This window comes from Bacillus sp. FSL K6-1006, assembly GCF_038593175.1.
Taxonomy (GTDB): domain Bacteria; phylum Bacillota; class Bacilli; order Bacillales; family Bacillaceae; genus Bacillus; species Bacillus safensis.
The window spans coordinates 3,313,929-3,331,357 of record NZ_CP151970.1 but is presented as its reverse complement, the minus strand read 5'-3'; the positions used below and the strand labels follow the sequence as shown (position 1 = coordinate 3,331,357).

General features: G+C 43.6%; 18 protein-coding genes. 4 read left to right on the top strand and 14 right to left on the bottom strand.

Annotated features, from left to right (window positions below; genetic code table 11):
- Nucleotides 1–31: 31 nt before the first annotated feature.
- Nucleotides 32–175 (top strand): hypothetical protein, encoded by a 144-nt coding sequence (locus NSS65_RS17330; protein WP_003214884.1) that lies wholly within the window; start codon nucleotides 32–34, stop codon nucleotides 173–175.
- 116 nt (nucleotides 176–291) lie between these two features.
- Nucleotides 292–1,611 (top strand): UDP-glucose/GDP-mannose dehydrogenase family protein, encoded by a 1,320-nt coding sequence (locus NSS65_RS17325; RefSeq protein ID WP_061110174.1) that lies wholly within the window; start codon nucleotides 292–294, stop codon nucleotides 1,609–1,611.
- Nucleotides 1,612–1,644: 33 nt separating this feature from the next.
- On the opposite strand, the gene NSS65_RS17320 is transcribed toward NSS65_RS17325, so the two are convergent.
- The 5 genes from NSS65_RS17320 to alsS all read right to left on the bottom strand — a co-directional run bounded on the left by NSS65_RS17320 (nucleotide 1,645) and on the right by alsS (nucleotide 5,914).
- A complete protein-coding gene (locus NSS65_RS17320) occupies nucleotides 1,645–2,181 on the bottom strand; it encodes a chromate transporter (RefSeq protein ID WP_070326273.1) in 537 nt (178 codons plus the stop codon).
- Nucleotides 2,181–2,762, bottom strand: a complete 582-nt coding sequence (locus NSS65_RS17315) for a chromate transporter (protein WP_081338886.1) — start codon at nucleotides 2,760–2,762, stop codon at nucleotides 2,181–2,183. Before NSS65_RS17315 ends, NSS65_RS17320 begins: the two co-directional genes overlap by 1 nt.
- A 16-nt stretch (nucleotides 2,763–2,778) precedes the next feature.
- Nucleotides 2,779–3,255 carry an Lrp/AsnC family transcriptional regulator gene (locus NSS65_RS17310; RefSeq protein WP_024426311.1) on the bottom strand — a complete coding sequence of 159 codons (477 nt, stop codon included), beginning with the start codon at nucleotides 3,253–3,255 and terminating at the stop codon, nucleotides 2,779–2,781.
- A 152-nt stretch (nucleotides 3,256–3,407) separates the two neighbouring features.
- Complete coding sequence (gene budA / locus NSS65_RS17305; protein WP_070326104.1) at nucleotides 3,408–4,178, bottom strand: acetolactate decarboxylase; 771 nt, start codon at nucleotides 4,176–4,178, stop codon at nucleotides 3,408–3,410.
- 35 nt (nucleotides 4,179–4,213) lie between these two features.
- Nucleotides 4,214–5,914, bottom strand: coding sequence for an acetolactate synthase AlsS (alsS, locus tag NSS65_RS17300; protein ID WP_070326103.1), 1,701 nt, complete (start codon nucleotides 5,912–5,914; stop codon nucleotides 4,214–4,216).
- A gap of 150 nt (nucleotides 5,915–6,064) precedes the next feature.
- On the opposite strand from alsS, the gene alsR reads away from it, so the two are divergent.
- On the top strand, nucleotides 6,065–6,952 hold the full coding sequence (gene alsR / locus NSS65_RS17295; RefSeq protein WP_065214863.1) for an acetoin biosynthesis transcriptional regulator AlsR: 888 nt from the start codon (nucleotides 6,065–6,067) through the stop codon (nucleotides 6,950–6,952).
- A 59-nt stretch (nucleotides 6,953–7,011) separates the two neighbouring features.
- Nucleotides 7,012–7,629 carry a flavin reductase family protein gene (locus NSS65_RS17290; protein WP_065214862.1) on the top strand — a complete coding sequence of 206 codons (618 nt, stop codon included), beginning with the start codon at nucleotides 7,012–7,014 and terminating at the stop codon, nucleotides 7,627–7,629.
- Between the two features lie 38 nt (nucleotides 7,630–7,667).
- Here the strand turns inward: NSS65_RS17290 and rbsB are convergent, their stop codons facing one another.
- From rbsB to NSS65_RS17245, 9 genes are all read right to left on the bottom strand, one after another.
- A complete protein-coding gene (gene rbsB / locus NSS65_RS17285) occupies nucleotides 7,668–8,585 on the bottom strand; it encodes a ribose ABC transporter substrate-binding protein RbsB (RefSeq protein ID WP_034281181.1) in 918 nt (305 codons plus the stop codon).
- A 13-nt stretch (nucleotides 8,586–8,598) separates the two neighbouring features.
- Nucleotides 8,599–9,552 (bottom strand): ribose ABC transporter permease RbsC, encoded by a 954-nt coding sequence (gene rbsC, locus NSS65_RS17280; RefSeq protein ID WP_024423678.1) that lies wholly within the window; start codon nucleotides 9,550–9,552, stop codon nucleotides 8,599–8,601.
- Nucleotide 9,553: 1 nt separating this feature from the next.
- Entirely contained in the window at nucleotides 9,554–11,035 is a 1,482-nt protein-coding gene (locus tag NSS65_RS17275; protein ID WP_326135248.1) for a sugar ABC transporter ATP-binding protein, read from the bottom strand.
- 15 nt (nucleotides 11,036–11,050) lie between these two features.
- Entirely contained in the window at nucleotides 11,051–11,443 is a 393-nt protein-coding gene (gene rbsD / locus NSS65_RS17270) for a D-ribose pyranase (RefSeq protein ID WP_025093920.1), read from the bottom strand.
- Nucleotides 11,440–12,318 carry a ribokinase gene (gene rbsK, locus NSS65_RS17265; protein ID WP_065214860.1) on the bottom strand — a complete coding sequence of 293 codons (879 nt, stop codon included), beginning with the start codon at nucleotides 12,316–12,318 and terminating at the stop codon, nucleotides 11,440–11,442. The genes rbsD and rbsK overlap by 4 nt, the downstream gene beginning before the upstream one ends.
- Entirely contained in the window at nucleotides 12,315–13,301 is a 987-nt protein-coding gene (locus NSS65_RS17260; protein WP_065214859.1) for a LacI family DNA-binding transcriptional regulator, read from the bottom strand. Before NSS65_RS17260 ends, rbsK begins: the two co-directional genes overlap by 4 nt.
- A gap of 116 nt (nucleotides 13,302–13,417) precedes the next feature.
- Nucleotides 13,418–14,560, bottom strand: a complete 1,143-nt coding sequence (locus NSS65_RS17255; RefSeq protein WP_065214858.1) for a Ger(x)C family spore germination protein — start codon at nucleotides 14,558–14,560, stop codon at nucleotides 13,418–13,420.
- On the bottom strand, nucleotides 14,550–15,647 hold the full coding sequence (locus NSS65_RS17250; RefSeq protein ID WP_065214857.1) for a GerAB/ArcD/ProY family transporter: 1,098 nt from the start codon (nucleotides 15,645–15,647) through the stop codon (nucleotides 14,550–14,552). Before NSS65_RS17250 ends, NSS65_RS17255 begins: the two co-directional genes overlap by 11 nt.
- A complete protein-coding gene (locus tag NSS65_RS17245; RefSeq protein ID WP_065214856.1) occupies nucleotides 15,637–17,118 on the bottom strand; it encodes a spore germination protein in 1,482 nt (493 codons plus the stop codon). Before NSS65_RS17245 ends, NSS65_RS17250 begins: the two co-directional genes overlap by 11 nt.
- Between the last annotated feature and the right edge of the window lie 311 nt (nucleotides 17,119–17,429).

Below are 17,429 nucleotides of genomic sequence, written 5' to 3'. Positions count from 1 at the left end.
ATGAAATTAGTGGAATCGAAAGGATACAGACATGGATAATAAGGGTTTAAATCAAGAAGAATTTTTAAAGATTTTGATGTACGCTCATGATATTGGTGAAAATTCAAATGATGTCACAACAAAAGAAATGCTTGAAAATCTGATTGCTCATATTCGAAATGGTCTTGTTTCATAAAAGTGACCCCCTGCTAGTGATGGCAGGGGGTTTTTGTATGCTTTTAAGAATGGAATGAAAGCTCCCGGCATACGATGTCATTACAAGCATAAGGAGTATGGGGAGCTGATGGTGTCATGAATATTGCGATTGCAGGCTGTGGGTATGTGGGGCTTGTGACAGGTGTGTGTTTAGCGGAGGCAGGACATGATGTCGCGTGTATTGATATTGACCGCCGAAAGGTCATGCAGCTGAAACAGGGAAATCCCCCAATGTATGAGCCAGGGTTAAAAGAGCTATTGAAACGCAATCTTGAGCAGGGACGAATTCATTTTCACATAAATGGAGCGGAAGTCTACCCGCGGGCAGATGTGTTAATGATTGCAGTCGGCACCCCGCAGCAGGCAGATGGCCAAGCTGATTTACAGTATGTGTTTCAGGCTGCAAAAGAGATGGGGATAAAAGCAAAGTCAGGGGCGATCCTTGTGGTGAAAAGTACGGTGCCTGTTGGAACGGGTGATCAAATCGATCAGTTGATCCATCAAGAATTAGGACGGAAGGAGCCGCTAGCGATTGCATCTAACCCAGAATTTTTACGGGAAGGCTCTGCCATTTCAGATACATTGAGGGCGGACCGGCTTGTGATTGGAGCTGAAACAAAAGTCGTATTAGATCAGCTGGAGGAGATGTATGCTGATTTCCACCTTCCAATGGTCAAAACAGACCGTAAAAGTGCTGAAATGATCAAGTATGCATCAAATGCATTTCTTGCGACAAAAATCAGCTTTATGAATGAGATTGCCTCCATTTGTGAAAAAACAGGGGCTGATGTTGAATGGGTGGCGCAGGGAATGGGGCTTGATCAGCGGATCGGTTCGTCCTTTCTCAGAGCGGGCATTGGCTACGGTGGTTCTTGTTTTCCAAAGGATACAAATGCACTTGTCCAAATTGCAGGGCATGTGTCCCATGATTTTGAGCTGCTAAAGGCTGTCATCAAAGTAAATAATGAGCAGCGGGCAGGTTTTATCCGAAATATTCAGGATCGGCTGGGGGCAGCTCTTGAAGGGAAGCGAATTGCGCTTCTTGGTCTGTCCTTTAAACCGAATACAGACGATATGAGGGAGGCGCCATCTATTCCGATCGCTCATGAGCTCCATCAATTAGGTGCGGAGCTTGTGGCATATGATCCTGTTGCTGCCAGGCATGCAGCTCGCGAGCTGCCGGATCAAGTCTTATTTGCTCAAACGATTGAAGAAGCGATCAAGGATGCTGATGCGGTCTGTCTATTAACAGAGTGGGCGGATATTCAGTCGTTTCCACTTGCTTCCTATAAGAAATGGATGAAGCGGCCGCTTATTTTCGATGGACGAAACTGTCATACACTTGAAGCGGCAGAACAAGCTGGGGTCGAGTATCATTCGATTGGGCGCAGATCAGTTTCTCCAATTTATATGTAAAAGAAAACCGATAACAGTGAATGTTATCGGTTTTTATGAATGCGGCAGAATGAATCCGCCATATAAGAAAGCAGCCACAATCAGAAAAGCAGGGTGCAGCTTGAATTTGGTCATGAAGAAAAAGGAGACCGCGGCAATGGCGAGCGATTGCGTCCAGCCGATGGCTTTCACTGCATCTCCGCCGATTTCCCATGTTAATAAAAGCATCATCATCGCAATGACAGGCTGAACGGATAAGGTCATGCCTTTAACGACGGGAGATTGACGAAAGCGGTCAATCAGCTTGAGCAATAAAATCAGCCCAACAGCAGACGGCAGTACAGTGGCAAGCAGTGCCACGATAAAGCCTGGCCAGCCCATGACGTCATAACCGACATATGCTGCAATCTTCGTAGCGATTGGCCCCGGCAGTGCATTGGCTAAAGCCAGCATATTGGAGAATCCTTCGTTCGTCATCCAATGAAAATGATTGACGATTTCTTCATAATTGAGCGGGATTGATGCAGGACCACCGCCATATCCTAATAGATTGGATAAAAAGAATGCCCAGAATAAAAAGAGAATCAGGATCATGAAGACACTCCTTTCTCTTTATTTGGCCGATTCCACCGATTTTTCAGTTTAAAATGAAAAGCGCCATAAAATAAAAAGATCATCACAATGATTCCTGGATGAATGGACAGCACTTGCAGTCCAATAAAGGCAAGAAGGAATAGAGCGATCCCGAAGATCATGCCGAATCCTTTCAGCGTTTTTTGTCCAAATTCATATGCCATGATGCCTAACAGAACCGCTATGACAGGGGTCACAGCGCCAATCATATTTTGAATGATTTGTGAGGAGCTTAAGACGCTGACAAGCGTGACAAGGGCTACCATGGCGAGACAAGTAGGTAAAATATGAGCAGCTGTGGCAACAATTGCGCCAGATACACCCTTTAATCGATAGCCGAGGTATGCTGACATTTTTGTTGCGATCGGGCCTGGTAAGGCATTGGCGATGGCGAGTGTTTCTCCGAATTCGTCATCGTTGATCCATTGATATTTCACCACCGCTTCATGGCGAATAAGCGGTATGACGGAAGGGCCTCCGCCAAAACCGAGAATCCCGGTTCGCACCATAGCGATAATGAGTTCGATATATGATTGCAAGTGGTTCAACTCCTGTCTACAATTTCATGCCCATGCGGCTTTTGTATCGTTTAATGAGCATTTGGCAGTCCACACTGACGACTCCTTCTAAAGGGTATAGCTTTTTTGTCAGGAAAGTCTCCATTTCCTGTTCATGTTGAAAAATGCCATGCATATGCAGCTTGCTTGGTCCTGTCATGTGATAAAGACTTGTGACAGCCGTTTCCTTTTCAAGCTGAAGGGCAACCGCTTCTAAAAATTTTGGCTCTACCTCTACATTAAAGAAGACAGAGACATGAATGCCAACCTTCGCGGGGTTAATTACAGCGGTGAATCGTTCAATGACCCCTGCTTCAATGAGCTGCTGAATGCGGGCTTGTACGGCTACACGTGACAGACCGACCTGTTTGCCGAGATCTGTATAAGACATGCGCCCGTCCTCGTGTAATAGGGATAGAATTTGTTTATCTCTTTCGTCTAATGTTAGGTTTGGAATGCTATAGTCTTTTGACACCGTATAACCACCTTTCTTCTGTTGATATTCTATCATATTTCATTACGAATAGACTGGATAATTTCTATTTTGCTATCGAAACGAAAACATCACGTGCAAGAAATCATCTTTGTGCATAAAAAAACACCCCGGAATCAACGGGGTGTCTTCATTTATTGATCTGGGCTGCTTTCTGCACTGGCAATTTGCTGTGCAAGATCAGCTCGATCAATGTCTGCTTGGAAGAATTCCTGCGTATTTGGCAGGTGTAAATTCATATGGCGTTTTTGGGAAATGCGGATGGTGACTTGATCAACGGTGTAATCAAATACGTGTCCGCCAACACTTCGATCTTCATCAATAAAATGAAGATGATATCCACTCACCGCAATGCCATGTGCATACTGCGGTGTACGGAAGCCTGCGATCGTGCCTTGAATATCCTCGAAGTCGAAAATAGGCTGAGACTTGACTGCTTCTACCATCGGAACGTAAGGTTTTTCCTGTTTTTCAACCGTACGTGTTTGAACCTTTTTGAAAGATCCATCAATGCGGACCGCATAAAAGATATTCTTACTTGGTAAAATGCGGTCGATTTCTTCTTCCAGCTCTTTGGATGTCATAGGTGCATCAATTCGATGAACGATATCTGTTTCAAAGAATGCTAGAGAGCAGAATGGTGAATAATCTTGATTGGTGACCGGTGTCGCTGTTCCATCCGAGCGCAGCCGGTAGAATGCGCCGTCAAAGCCGATCAGCTCTCCATCTAATTGATTGAATGTACCGATGCCAAAATCACCGTGTTCAGGAATATGTGCGAGGGAGAAATCTCCATCATATACGGCTTCCAGCAGGGAGGTCATTGTCGATACTTGATAGACCTCTTGCTGTTTGTCATGCTGTCTTGTCTCATTCTGTTGATTCATTGGGTGCATCATACCCATAACCGCTCACTCCTTTAATGTAATGTATCGAAGTCTTATCTGACGTTCATTGCATGTTTCTTGCGAAAGACTTCTGGCCATTTTTGACTGGCGAGGTCAGGGTTGTCTTGATAGTCAATCGGAATATCAATAATCACGGGTCCTTCTATGTTTATACCCTTTTGAAGGACGGTTGAAAGCTCCTCAGGTGAGTTGACCCTTAGTCCAGTCGCTCCAAAGCTTTCCGCATATTTCACTAAATCGATCTGCCCGAATTCAACGCAGGATGTACGGTCATATTTCATTTCCTGCTGGAACGCGACCATGTCGTATGTGCTGTCGTTCCAAACAAGGTGAACGAGGTTTGTTTTCTTCCGGACTGCTGTTTCTAGCTCCATTGCGGAGAAGAGAAAACCGCCATCACCTGAGACCGAGATAATCTTTTCATCTGGATTCATGATAGAAGCCGCAATTGCCCATGGTAATGCGACGCCTAATGTTTGCATGCCGTTACTCACCAGGAATGAGTTCGGTTCATAGACGCGGAAGTGACGGGACATCCAAATCGCGTGAGATCCGATATCACACGTGACCTTCGTGTCATCAGGAATCAGACGTCTCAATGTATGAATGACATCCAGTGGGTGAGATCGATGACTTTCTCTTTCTGGTGTCTTTTCGATGTCGCTTAATAGTTCCTGTAATTCAGTGACTAATTCTATGTTCTCTTTGCTTAGAGAAAGGGGAACACTGTCATGCGCGAGATGTTTGACGGTTTCAGAAATATTGCCTATAAGCTCAAGCGCTGGCTCATAAAAATGGTCAATATCTGCCTGCATATCATCAACATGGATGATCTGACGCTGCTGCGGCTGAAGATTCCAATGCTTCGGATCATATTCAATTGGATCAAAGCCAATGGTCAAAAGGACATCTGCATGTTCAATGAGAAGATCACCCGGCTGATTACGGAATAAGCCGATTCTGCCTACATATTGAGACTCGAGCTCTCTTGAGAGAACGCCGGCTCCTTGGTACGTTTCAACAAATGGGATACCAAGTGTTTTTAATAATGCTCTTGTGGCATTTGCAGCAGCTGGACGACTAGCTTTCATTCCCACAATCGCAATAGGTAAGTGTGCATTTTGAATTTTGGCGATAGCCGAACTGATGAGAGCATCTGGTGCAGGACCTATTTCTGGAGAAGGGTGAGCAGACACTGGTGTTTGTGTGGTGTGTTCTGTCACGACATCTTGTGGAAAGCTGATAAATGCTGCTCCAGCCTGCCCTTTTTGTGCCGCGCGAAAAGCATTTGTTAATGCTTCTGGTATATTGTTTACGTCTTGTACTTCAACGCTATATTTTGTGACTGGTTTGAATAATGCCGCATTGTCGAGTGATTGATGTGTTCGTTTCAGACGATCTGCACGAATGACGTTTCCAGCGATTGCGACAACAGGATCACCTTCTGTATTGGCTGTTAATAGACCTGTTGCTAAATTAGATGCACCAGGACCTGATGTGACGAGACAAACACCTGGTTTGCCAGTTAAACGTCCGACAGCAGCTGCCATAAAGGCTGCATTTTGTTCGTGTCTGCATAGGACAAGCTCTGGACCTCTGTCTTTTAATACATCAAATACAGCGTCAATTTTTGCACCTGGAATCGCAAAAACATGGGTCACACCTTGAGCAATCAGCGTATCAACAATCAACTCTGCTCCTCGTCTTGTTAGGGGTTGTGCTTGAGATTTCATTTACCCCGCACTCCTTTCGGCAAGTAAAATTTTTTATGAAAATATATTTTCATGATATGATTTACTATACATTTCATAAAATAAATTTTCCAATATATGTTTAACGTGGTTTTGATATGTTTCACGAATAAGTGTGTGAGGAGTGAAAGGATGGAACTGAGACATTTGCAGTATTTTGTCACAGTAGCGGAGGAGCTGCATTTTGGCAGAGCAGCCGCGCGGTTGAATATGACACAGCCTCCACTTAGTCAGCAAATTAAGCAGTTTGAGGAAGAATTGGGTTTTCCTTTATTTCACCGGTCGAAGCGGGTGGTGGAGCTAACAGCAGCTGGAAAGGTCTTTTTACATGAGGTTCGGGGAGTGCTGCAGCAGCTTGATAAAGCCGTTGATCATGCCCGTCATACAGCAAGAGGAGAGCTGGGGAAAATCATCATAGGTTTTGTTGGAACTGCGACATATGATATTCTGCCGCCCGTTGTACGTGAATTCAGGGAGCTGTATCCCTCTGTCAGTATTGAGCTGCAGCAGCTTTCCGTTCCGCAGCAGCTAGAGGCACTTTTAAATGGTGAGATTGATATCGGTTTTTTACACCCTACATCGCCGCATGAAGAATTAGTCAGTCGTTTGATGAAGCAAAGTGAATGTATTTTTGCGATTCCAAAAAATCATCGATTGGCTAAAAAAGAGACGGTCGCGATTGAAGATATCCGTCATGAACCGATTATTTCTTTATCACAGGAATCATGGCCGTCTCTTTATCAGCACTTTGTCCTGCTATGTGAAAAGTACGGGTTTTCTCCAAATATCGTGCAGGAAGCGGCGGAATATCAAATGATCATTGGCCTTGTCACAGCAGGGATCGGTATTGCAGTGATTCCACAATCAGCCCGGCGTTTATTTAATCTGGATGTTGTATATCGCTCCATTGAGGATGAACAGCTTCTAGCGGAATGGACGATTTCCTATAGGCGTGAAAATCATAATCCTGCTTTATTTCATTTGGTCCACCATATCCTGCATCGCACCGAGCTGGAATAAGAGGTATAGAGAAAGGGGTATGGTATGATGTCGTTACATTAAAAGGAGGCGTACCTGAATTGATTACATTGCTACTGGATCAGCTGTCACGAAAAGAGGCATATAAATTATTATCTGGATCTATCGTTCCAAGACCGATTGCATTTATTACAAGTCTATCTAAAGAAAATGTCGTCAATGCCGCACCATTTAGTTTCTTTAATGTCATCAGCGGACACCCGCCGCTCATTGCGGTTTCTATCGGACGACGTGATGGTCAGATGAAAGATACTGCGCAGCATATCATCGATAAGAAAGAGTTTGTCGTTCATGTGAGTGATGCAGGCATGATAGAAGATATTAATGAAACAGCTGCTACTCTGCCTAGGGAAGAGAGTGAGCTGGATCGCACCGGACTTCATCAAGTAGAGAGTCATGTCATTTCGGTGCCGGGGATCAAGGAAGCACGCATTCGTTTTGAATGTCAGCTGGAAAAACATCTGACCTTTCAAAATGATGAAGGGGAGATCACAGTTGATCATATCATTGGCCGGGTTGTATGTGCACATTTAGATGAGGCTGTTTATGATGCAGAAAAAGGCTATGTTTCTACTAATGAACTGAAACCAGTCGCTCGCCTAGCAGGTAATGATTATGCCCATTTAGGCACGTCATTTGTGCTGAAAAGACCACAGTAATAGAAAAATACCCCCGAGGGATATCGGGGGTTTTCTGTTTATTTCTTCTGTTCTAGTTTGAGTGGAGCTGCGATGTTCTTTTGTACTTTTTTCCCTTTTAATACGTCGTTTGCAGCACCGACTGCCAGTTGACCGATCAGCTCTGGCTGCTGCGCAACCGTTGCAGAGAGCTTTCCTGCTTTGATCGAGCTGAGTGCATCTTCGTTGCCGTCAAAGCCAACGACAAGAATGTCTTTCCCAGAGCTTTGAATCGCTTCTAGTGCGCCGAGAGCCATTTCATCATTGTGGGCAAAAACGGCTTTGATGTCAGGGTTTCCTTGAAGAAGGTTTTCCATGACATTCAGTCCTTTTGTCCGGTCGAAGTCAGCAGCTTGTTTTGCTGTCACTTTTAGATCTTTATCCGCTATTTGATGGAATCCTTTTCCACGCTCACGTGTAGCGGAAGCGCCTGGTACGCCTTCTAATTCAGCGACTTTTGCTCCTTTGCCAACCTTGTCAATGATAAATTTAGCTGCCATTTCTCCGCCTTTGACGTTATCTGAGGCGACAAGTGCTTCTACCTTTCCACTTTCGGCTGAGCGGTCTAATGTGATGACAGGTATATCTGAAGCGTTTGCTGATTCGACAGCGGTTGATATGGCAGATGAATCCGCTGGGTTGATGAGCAATGCGTCGACACCTTGCTGAATTAAATCTTCTACATCACTTGTTTGTTTAGCTGAATCATTTTGTGCATCTGCAATCACGACTTCAATGCCAAGCTTTTTTGCTTCTTTTGTCACACCGTTTTTCAGAGAAACGAAGAATGGGTTATTTAATGTCGAGATCGACAGACCGATTTTGATGTCTTTTTTCTTGCCATCCTTAGATGACTTGGCCCACTCCGGCGGTTCAAGCGAGCAGGCAGAAAGCAGAAACAAAGAGAGAGTCAGGATGAGAATAAGATATTTTTTCATAGCAGCTGCCTCCTTAAGCAGATTTCTTTCTGTCTAGCAGGACTGCAATCAAGATGACAATCCCTTTCACAACAGATTGATAGAATGATGAAACACCAAGTAAGTTCATACCATTGTTCAGGACACCGATAATGAGCACCCCGATGAGTGTGCCGACAATTCGTCCTCTTCCGCCGGACAGGCTTGTCCCGCCAAGTACGACGGCAGCAATGGCATCAAGCTCATAGGACGTACCAGCTGTTGGCTGCGCTGAATTTAGACGAGATGTTAAGATCGCACCTGCTAAGGCAGACATGAAGCCTGCTAATGAATAGATCATAATTTTCACGCGCGGTACTTTGATTCCTGAGATGAGAGCCGCTTTTTCATTCCCGCCGATGGCATATGTTCTTCTGCCGAAAGGTGTTTTATGAAGCAGTACCCAAAGTACGATAAAGGTGAGAAGCATCGTGATCGCTGGAACAGGAATGCCTAAGAAATATCCGCGGCCGAATAACTGAAAGGCATAGTTAGAGCCAAGCCCAGTAATTGGGTTTCCGTCTGTATAAACGAGTGTCAAACCTCTGAAAATCGTCATCGTGGCAAGCGTTGCGATAAAAGGAGCCATTTTTCCTTTTGTAATTAAAAGACCGTTGATCATCCCAAGAACGGCACCGATGATACAGCCGACGATAATGGCTAAAATCGGGTCCATGCCAGAAACGATAAAGCCGGCAGTCAGGGCACTGGACAGTGCAAGAATGGCACCGACAGATAAATCAATGCCTCCAGTTAAAATAACAAACGTCATCCCAAAGGCAATGAGGGCATTAATGGAGATTTGTCTCAGTAAGTTTAAGATGTTTAATGGCTCTAAAAAGGCCGGGTTTAAAATAGAAACAATGGCGACAAGGATGATGAGTCCTAAGAATGGCCCAAGCTTTTGCATGATGTGATCAAATCGTCCATTTGAAGTAAGTGGTTTCATGTTACTTCCCTCCTGTAGCTAGTGTCATAATTCGTTCCTGCGTTGCTTCTGTTTTGTCTAATTCTCCGCTGATGGTTCCTTCATGAATGACGAGCACTCGATCGCTCATCCCGAGTATCTCTGGGAGTTCAGAGGAGACCATTAAAATGGCAACGCCTCGATCGGTCAATTCATTCATTAACTGATAGATTTCTCGTTTCGCTCCGACGTCGACACCTCGTGTCGGTTCATCTAAAATCAACACCTTCGGCTGTATGCCGATCCATTTGGCAATGACGACTTTTTGCTGATTTCCACCAGACAGGCTTCGGGCAGAGATGTCAGAGGAAGCCGTTTTAATCGTTAGTCTTTTAATGAGCAGGTCGACAAAATCCTGTTCAGTTTTCTTATCAATCAGTCCCTTTGGAGAGAAGCTTTTTAAGTTTGGCAGACCGATGTTTTCTCGGATGGATGCATCAAGCATCAATCCTTCATCCTTGCGATCCTCTGTGATAAAGCCGATGCCGAGCTTGACGGCATCACTTGGTTTTTTAATAACAGCCTTTTTCCCATGAACCCAGATTTCTCCTTGGTCAAGAGGATCAAGACCAAACAGCGACCGCATCATTTCGGTCCGGCCAGCACCCATTAAGCCTGCAACACCAACGATTTCTCCAGCTTTAACTGAGAAGCTGATATCGTGAAATTGTCCTTTTCTCGTTGCTTGTTTCACCTCAAGGATAATGTCTCCTGTAAAAGGCGTTCGCTCGGGATATCGATCTGTCAATTCACGGCCGACCATTTTCTTGACGACTTCATGGAAATTCGTTTCAGGTATGGCTTTCGTATCGACCGTTTTCCCATCACGCATGATCGTAATCCGGTCACAGATTGCAAAGATTTCCTCCATACGGTGAGAAATATAGACAATGGAAACGCCTTCTTTTTTGAGAGATTCAATGATCTGGAAGAGCTTTTCGATTTCACGTTCCGTTAGAGCTGCTGTCGGCTCATCCATGATGATGACCTTTGCATCGGTCATTAATGCTTTTGCAATCTCAATCATCTGTTTTTGTCCAACAGAACAGCTGCCTGCCTCTTGTTCAAGTGAGAGATTCACAGACAAACGGTCCAGCTGCGTTTGGGCGAGGGTCTTCATTTTCTTAGTATCTAGCAGTCCGAGTTTCGTATAGATTTCTTTCCCGATGAATAGGTTCTCCAAGACGGTCATATCCGGCCATATGTTGAGCTCCTGATGAATGAAGGCGATGCCGTGCTGTTCCGCTTCCTTCGGATTTTTGAAAACGGTTTCTTTTCCGTCGATTTGTATCGTTCCTTGATCTAAAGAATAAAGACCTGTAAGCAGATTCATTAAAGTTGATTTTCCCGCACCATTTTCACCCATGAGTGCGTGGACTTCACCTGTGACGAGGTCAAAGGAGACCCCGGAGAGAACGGTGTTTTTTCCAAAAGCCTTATGGATGTTATGCATCTCTATGTTCATATCTGGCTCCTCCTTTTAAAAGATGACACCGGCATGAAGAATGCAGTTTGCGTATGGGGTGGCTTCACCCGTTCGAATGACTGCTTTTGCCTGTTTGGTCATGTCTTTGAACGTCTCGTGGTCTACTTCATGTAACGGTTTTGAGAGCGCTTTCTTAAGAAATAAATGATCTCGTTCATTGGCTTCTTTGATTTCACTAGCTACAGTGATGTTTTCAACGGCCATTTCCTGAAGAAGGAGGGAGGTGACCTCCTGAAAGGATGGTGTGCCGATTGATAATGCCAGGTCGATTTTGACTGGACCTTCTGGGATAGGGAGACCACAATCTGCGATGACGATTGTATCTGTGTGGCCAAGGTCAGCAAGCACCTTGGCGATATGGCTGTTTAGGATGCCGTTTTTTTTCATTTCTTTTTCTCCAATTCTTCTCTTGTTGGCATGCCGCCTTGTGCGCCAAACTTTGTGACGGACATTGATGCTGCAAGATTGGCAAAGGCAAGTGCGTCATAGAGGGATTTGCCTTCTGTTAGAGCGACAGCCAAGGCTCCGTTAAAGGTATCGCCAGCTCCTGTTGTATCGACTGCTTCGACAGGAACGCCTGGAACCAACACGTCTTTCGTTCCATCAAAATATCGAACCCCATTTTTTCCTTCTGTGATCAATAATTTGTTAGGGTATTGACGCAAGGCCTCACTGGTTGGCAGACCATCAAACATTAGAACAGCTTCATGTTCATTCGGTGTAATGTAAGCAGCCTGCTCTAAAACCTGCTGCGATACTTTGCGGGCTGGTGCAGGGTTTAAAATGACAGGGATTTCTTTTTCACTGCAAATGGCGCAGACCGCTTCGACCGTTTCTTCAGGTATTTCCTGCTGGATGAGAACCATCCCGATATTATCAATTGTAGAAAAGGCCTCTCTTACATAGTCAGGAGTGACCTCATTATTTGCCCCTTTGACCACAACAATGCTGTTATCACCTTCTGCTAAAATGATATGAGCTGTGCCGCTCTCCATTTCAGTAACCGGTTTCATATATGAGGTGCGGACACCTTGTGTTTCTAAATTGCTGAGAATATCCTGACCATAAGCGTCATCACCAACTCGGCCGACCATGTATACATCTGCACCGAGTCTGGCGCTTGCGACTGCCTGATTGGCACCTTTTCCGCCGGGGACGGTTTTAAACGATTCACCTAAAACCGTTTCACCGGCATTTGGCCGTTTATCTGATGTGACGACTAAATCCATTGAACAGCTTCCTACTACAACAATATGACTCATTGTGAATCCACCTTTCTTGTGGTCTCTCGTTCAATAAAAGAGACGGGCATTTGAATAACTGGTTGATCTATCGGCTGTTTCTGAATCGCTTTGATTAACAGCTGTGCCGCTTCTTTTCCCATCTCATAGGCGGGCTGCCTAATGGTCGATAAGGAAGGGAAGAGCAGCTCACTTTGCGGAATATCATCAAATCCAATGATTTGAACGTCTCCTGGAATGGCTTTTCCGATCCGAAGCGCTTCATGGATGACCGCTGTTGCGACGATATCATTGCTGGCAATGATCCCATCTGTTTCAGGGTACAGCTGGAAAAGGGCCTTGGCGCTTTTTCGGGCTTCTTGAAAGGAAAATGAAGCATTTGACATCACATGAAAGTCGACGCCTGTTTCCGTGAGAACATCGAGTGCGCCTTTGAATCGCTGCCGCGCTGTTTGCAGATGGGCAGGTCCTTTTAACAGTGTGATCTGCCGGCTGCCGCGTCTGATTAATTCCATTGCCGCCATTTTCCCGCCAGCTGCAGCATCTGCAAAAACAGAAGGTGCATGTGGGACCGTTCGATCTAAAAACACAACAGGTAGATCATCATCATTGTATATATCTGATTCAGGTTCATTTGTGACCGCAATGACACCGACTACTTGATTTTGTTTAAAGGTTTGTAAGTAAGCCATTTCCTTCGCTCGATCTTCATCACTGTTCCCGAATAATAACCGAAAACCGTGCGCATGAATCTCATCCTCAACGCCTCTAGCAAGCTGAGGAAAGAAGGGATTTGTGATATCAGGCAAGATTAAGCCGATTAAGCGTGATTCTCTTTTAAAAAGGGATCTAGCCACTTCATTGGGAAAGTAGTTCAACTCCTGCATCGCTTGTGTCACGCGGATTTTCGTATCTGAATGAACATATCCAGTATCATTGAGCACGCGTGAAACAGTGGCAACAGACACTTGTGCAGCTTTTGCAACATCTTTAATTGTAGCCAATGGAGAGCCTCCCTTCATGAATGTGTAACCGTTTACACACATAGATTATCACGAAAGCATCGAAATGACAATCTAAAAAAATAAAAAAAGAAAAGAAAGATGGCTTCTTCCTTTTCTTAACTAATGATACCTGTTTGTGTAATGTTCACTTTCACTTTTGGAATGATTTTCACCTTCGGATAATCGGTGACCCAGTTCATTTTCATATATTCATCATAGTGTCTGACCCGATATTTTCTGCCAAGGCTGAGGACGTCAGAATTCGCCTCTTGCAGGGCTGCAATGACTTTTTCGGCATCTTTTGTAAAAATAGCTGACAGCCTTTTATTTAACATTTCGATTTTCTTGTCTGTATCTAAATTGTCTTTCGGATATTCAACAACAGAGGTGGTGAATTCATAGTCAAGAGAGAAGGTTACGTTTCGATGATCAGGATTGACGATTTTTATGTCTCTCTTTGAATCCGTTACTTGAATGGTGATGTAATTGTTCTCCTTTGATTTCATATCACTTCTTACTTTTTTCGTGAAGTTTGCATAACTGCCCATTTTTCCATCCATAATGGTGAGCAGAATGGCATCCTGTGCATACAGTTCACCTTTCTTTTTCTCATTATCAAATAAGGCAACCCCTCTCACACTCGTTAACTTTTTTGACTTATCGTAGTAGAGTAACGGCAGTGTGAAATCCTCGCCGGTTTGCAGCATTTTGGACCGGATATTTTGAATGTTCTTAGGTGCAACTTGTGAGGAGCGTGATGCGGAAGTGATCAGGTTGTTTAAATAGTCGCTCACAATGAGTTTTTCCTTGAGCAGAGAATTGATTAAGTCCACACAGCTCCCCCCTTGCACCACTGCCAAGTTTGCGAGCAAAGGGCTTTTGGGATCGCGATAAAACATATCTAAGTAAGGAAGCAGCCGGTTTTGGGCAAATTCATCACCGATCAGCAGCACCCTCATTTTCGACATATCAATTTTTTGGTCTACACTCCGGCTAAAGTTGCTTCTTGCTTTTCTTAAAGTAGGCGCATCGGTTGTGAGAACAGTGGTTAAATAGCTGCCAGAATTCCCTTGCTGCATACTTTGAGACTGCTGCACCTTTCGATAGGTAATCGAATATCTCGCATTGTCATCCTCTCCTTGATCAACAGCTGAAGTTAATACGAGAGAGATGTCTTTTAATAGGTTTTGATCCCAGCAGCCAGGCATGAAAATGAGGGAAACACACATAAGCAGTGTCAACATGTACCTATGATTCATGTGATTTCACCTTCTTTTTGCGGTGTTTGATCAAGATGATAATGGCCATCATGATCGGAAGTGTGTAAATAAATGAATATTGTGCAACGGTGGTAAAGTCATTGAAGCGCTGAATTCTAAAGTTATCAGTTGAAAGAAAACAGCTTGCAGCGTAAATCAAAATGGCAAAATAGTAGACATATTTTTTGTGATTTTTTTTCTTCAGCATACTGGACACACCATTTGCACAAAAGTACAGATAATTACTCAGTGTGGCTAAAATGACAAAGACCCAAAAGCTCAGAAAAATTAAATCCGTGCGTTCAATGACACCGAATGTAATGGTTTTTAATAGATACAAAACAGGATTCGGGATCACATCAAGCTCAGCCGGGCTGAAAAACATAAAACAAATCAATGTAATAAATAGGTAGTAAAGTGTCGTGCATATATTTGAAATGGTCATCACTTTATATCGTTCCTTAATGGTGCCCTTCATCAGTGGAGAGATGATCAAAATCATCTCAAATCCATTCATTGACAGCACTACGTCCTTCAATCCAAGCTGAAATTGAGAGATACCCGTTTGGAAAACAGGCAGGAGGTAATCAATATTGGTTCCTTTCAATGCATAGAACATCAATAGAGAGAGCATGAGCAAAAAGGGAGTTAAGATAAAGTTAAACCTGACAATGGCTGTAATTTGCTCCTTTGCGATATAGATAATGCATATCATCAGTAATAGGTTAATCACCCAGTTTGGTGTGAGCGGGAGCACCCATATGCCAAGAATCCTTGTGAATATAGAAAGGACAACGATGCAAACCGAGGCAAAGTATACCGTATAGAGCACGACCAAGGCGTGTCCAATCCATTTTCCAAAGACCTCAATCAGTGCTTGGAAGAATGACGTTTCTGGATACTTGTAGATAATATAAAGAAAAATGGTATTGATGATTTGGATGAAAAAACAAGCTAAAATAATCGCTATCCAGCCATCGTGCCCCATGTCTTTCATCAGCAAATGGGGGAGCGCTAAAATACCAACACCAATTTGAGACTGGATGATAAAAAAAACAGCTTGAGGTGGAGATATTTTATTTTTCATTTTTCTTTGTCCACCCTCTCAGTTGTTCAATTTGTTTTTTCTTTTGCGGATTTAAATAAACAGGTCGATTTTTGTACATCCACATTGGGAGTCGAATCACAGTATCTTTTAAGTCCTGCCAGTTAAATGGAGCAACAGGTGATAAATATGGCACCCCTAGTGATTCTAATCGGCATAAATTCATGAGAATAATGGCCAGTCCAAATGAAATGCCAATAAATCCAAACATCGATGCCATAAACATGAGCGGGAAACGAAGCATCCTGATGGTGGACGTCATTTCAAACGACGGAAGTACAAATGAAGCCACAGCCGTCACAGCGACTACAATGACTAGGACATTCGAGATAAGTCCTGCTTGTACAACCGCATCCCCAATAACCAAACCACCTACGATCCCAATGGTTTGCCCGATTGGTTTAGGCAGACGCACCCCAGCTTCACGTATAAGTTCAATCGTGATCTCCATCAGCATGGCCTCTATCAATGGAGGAAAGGGAATTCCGATAATAGAGTTCTTCATCGTAATGGCTAGTTCATCTGGGACAACCTCATAATGAAACGCAATAACAGCAATATAAAAAGATGGCAATATGACTGCAATGATGCAGGCAAGATAACGAAGAATACGAATAAACGTAGCAGGAATCCAGCGGCTGTTATAATCATCTGGCGACTGAAAAAAACTAAAGAACGTGATAGGCAGAATGATGGCCATTGGACTGCCATCCATGAGTACGACGATCCTGCCTTCAAGGATCGCAGATCTCACCTTATCCGGACGTTCTGTATCAATCAGCTGCGGGAAAATAGAAAATGAATCATCCTCAATTGCCTCAACGATAGAGCCAGGACTTATCAGTGTGTCTACTTTAATAGAAGAAATCCGTCTGTTGACCTCTTCAACCTTTTCTTGATTGGCAATATCAGATATATAAACCGTCGCAAGCTTTGTTTCTGATTTTGTACCGACCTTATGATATTGAATGGCGAGCTTCCGATCATTTAAATGCGAACGCAGTAAGTAGATATTGGTATCAAGACTTTCAACAAATCCATCATGTGCGCCTGCGATAATACTTTCAGAAGAAGGTTCAGAAATAGAACGCAGCGGAGGCTGTCCGACAGCAAATAGCTTGATTTGCGAGGAGTTTTCATCAAGAAAGGCAATACTTCCTGCAATAATACTATCTGTAATGAGCGTCAAGTCGCCTGTTTCAAGTGTGCTAAGAGATTTTATATAATCCTGCTTTCCGGGAGAGCCTAACAAGTTGCCGATAATGAAATCATTTAGTTTTCCTTCATCTATTCTTGTTTTAATAAAAAACAGTGCAGATTTTGTTTCATTCACCATTAACTCTCGGTATTCAAAATCGCCGCTTTGCTGAAATGTTTTTTTTAGGATACGGATTTTTTCCTCGAAGCTGCCTGATAAAAAATGCAGGCGTGTCTGCTCATTGGTGTTTGGCATCTTTAGCCTCCTCTCACAGATTTTTTACCCATAGTGTAAGCGGAGAAGCGAATTTTATTCGTCTCCTTTGGGGAAAGCCTGACATAAGCTGACAACTTTCAACTAAATTCACATTAAAAATGTTAAGAAATGATGAATCTTGATAAAAACAAATGAATAATGTTTCATTGTTTAGGTCATAAGATGCGAATCTCGTAAAGAGAAGGTACACCAAAATGATCAAATATTTACATCTTATCCCAATTTTTCGTGACCTAAAAATAAGCAGATGACTTGATTTTTTTAGAGGTGACCTTTGTCATAGGTCAACA

What these genes read in the sequence shown, in the direction of transcription:
- NSS65_RS17255 (WP_065214858.1), bottom strand. Translation starts at nt 14,560, where the DNA reads ATGAATCATAGGTACATGTTGACACTGCTTATGTGTGTTTCCCTCATT.
- NSS65_RS17325 (WP_061110174.1), top strand. Translation starts at nt 292, where the DNA reads ATGAATATTGCGATTGCAGGCTGTGGGTATGTGGGGCTTGTGACAGGT.
- rbsB (WP_034281181.1), bottom strand. Translation starts at nt 8,585, where the DNA reads ATGAAAAAATATCTTATTCTCATCCTGACTCTCTCTTTGTTTCTGCTT.
- alsR (WP_065214863.1), top strand. Translation starts at nt 6,065, where the DNA reads ATGGAACTGAGACATTTGCAGTATTTTGTCACAGTAGCGGAGGAGCTG.
- NSS65_RS17330 (WP_003214884.1), top strand. Translation starts at nt 32, where the DNA reads ATGGATAATAAGGGTTTAAATCAAGAAGAATTTTTAAAGATTTTGATG.
- rbsC (WP_024423678.1), bottom strand. Translation starts at nt 9,552, where the DNA reads ATGAAACCACTTACTTCAAATGGACGATTTGATCACATCATGCAAAAG.
- budA (WP_070326104.1), bottom strand. Translation starts at nt 4,178, where the DNA reads ATGGGTATGATGCACCCAATGAATCAACAGAATGAGACAAGACAGCAT.
- NSS65_RS17245 (WP_065214856.1), bottom strand. Translation starts at nt 17,118, where the DNA reads ATGCCAAACACCAATGAGCAGACACGCCTGCATTTTTTATCAGGCAGC.
- NSS65_RS17250 (WP_065214857.1), bottom strand. Translation starts at nt 15,647, where the DNA reads ATGAAAAATAAAATATCTCCACCTCAAGCTGTTTTTTTTATCATCCAG.
- NSS65_RS17275 (WP_326135248.1), bottom strand. Translation starts at nt 11,035, where the DNA reads ATGAACATAGAGATGCATAACATCCATAAGGCTTTTGGAAAAAACACC.
- alsS (WP_070326103.1), bottom strand. Translation starts at nt 5,914, where the DNA reads ATGAAATCTCAAGCACAACCCCTAACAAGACGAGGAGCAGAGTTGATT.
- rbsD (WP_025093920.1), bottom strand. Translation starts at nt 11,443, where the DNA reads ATGAAAAAAAACGGCATCCTAAACAGCCATATCGCCAAGGTGCTTGCT.
- rbsK (WP_065214860.1), bottom strand. Translation starts at nt 12,318, where the DNA reads ATGAGTCATATTGTTGTAGTAGGAAGCTGTTCAATGGATTTAGTCGTC.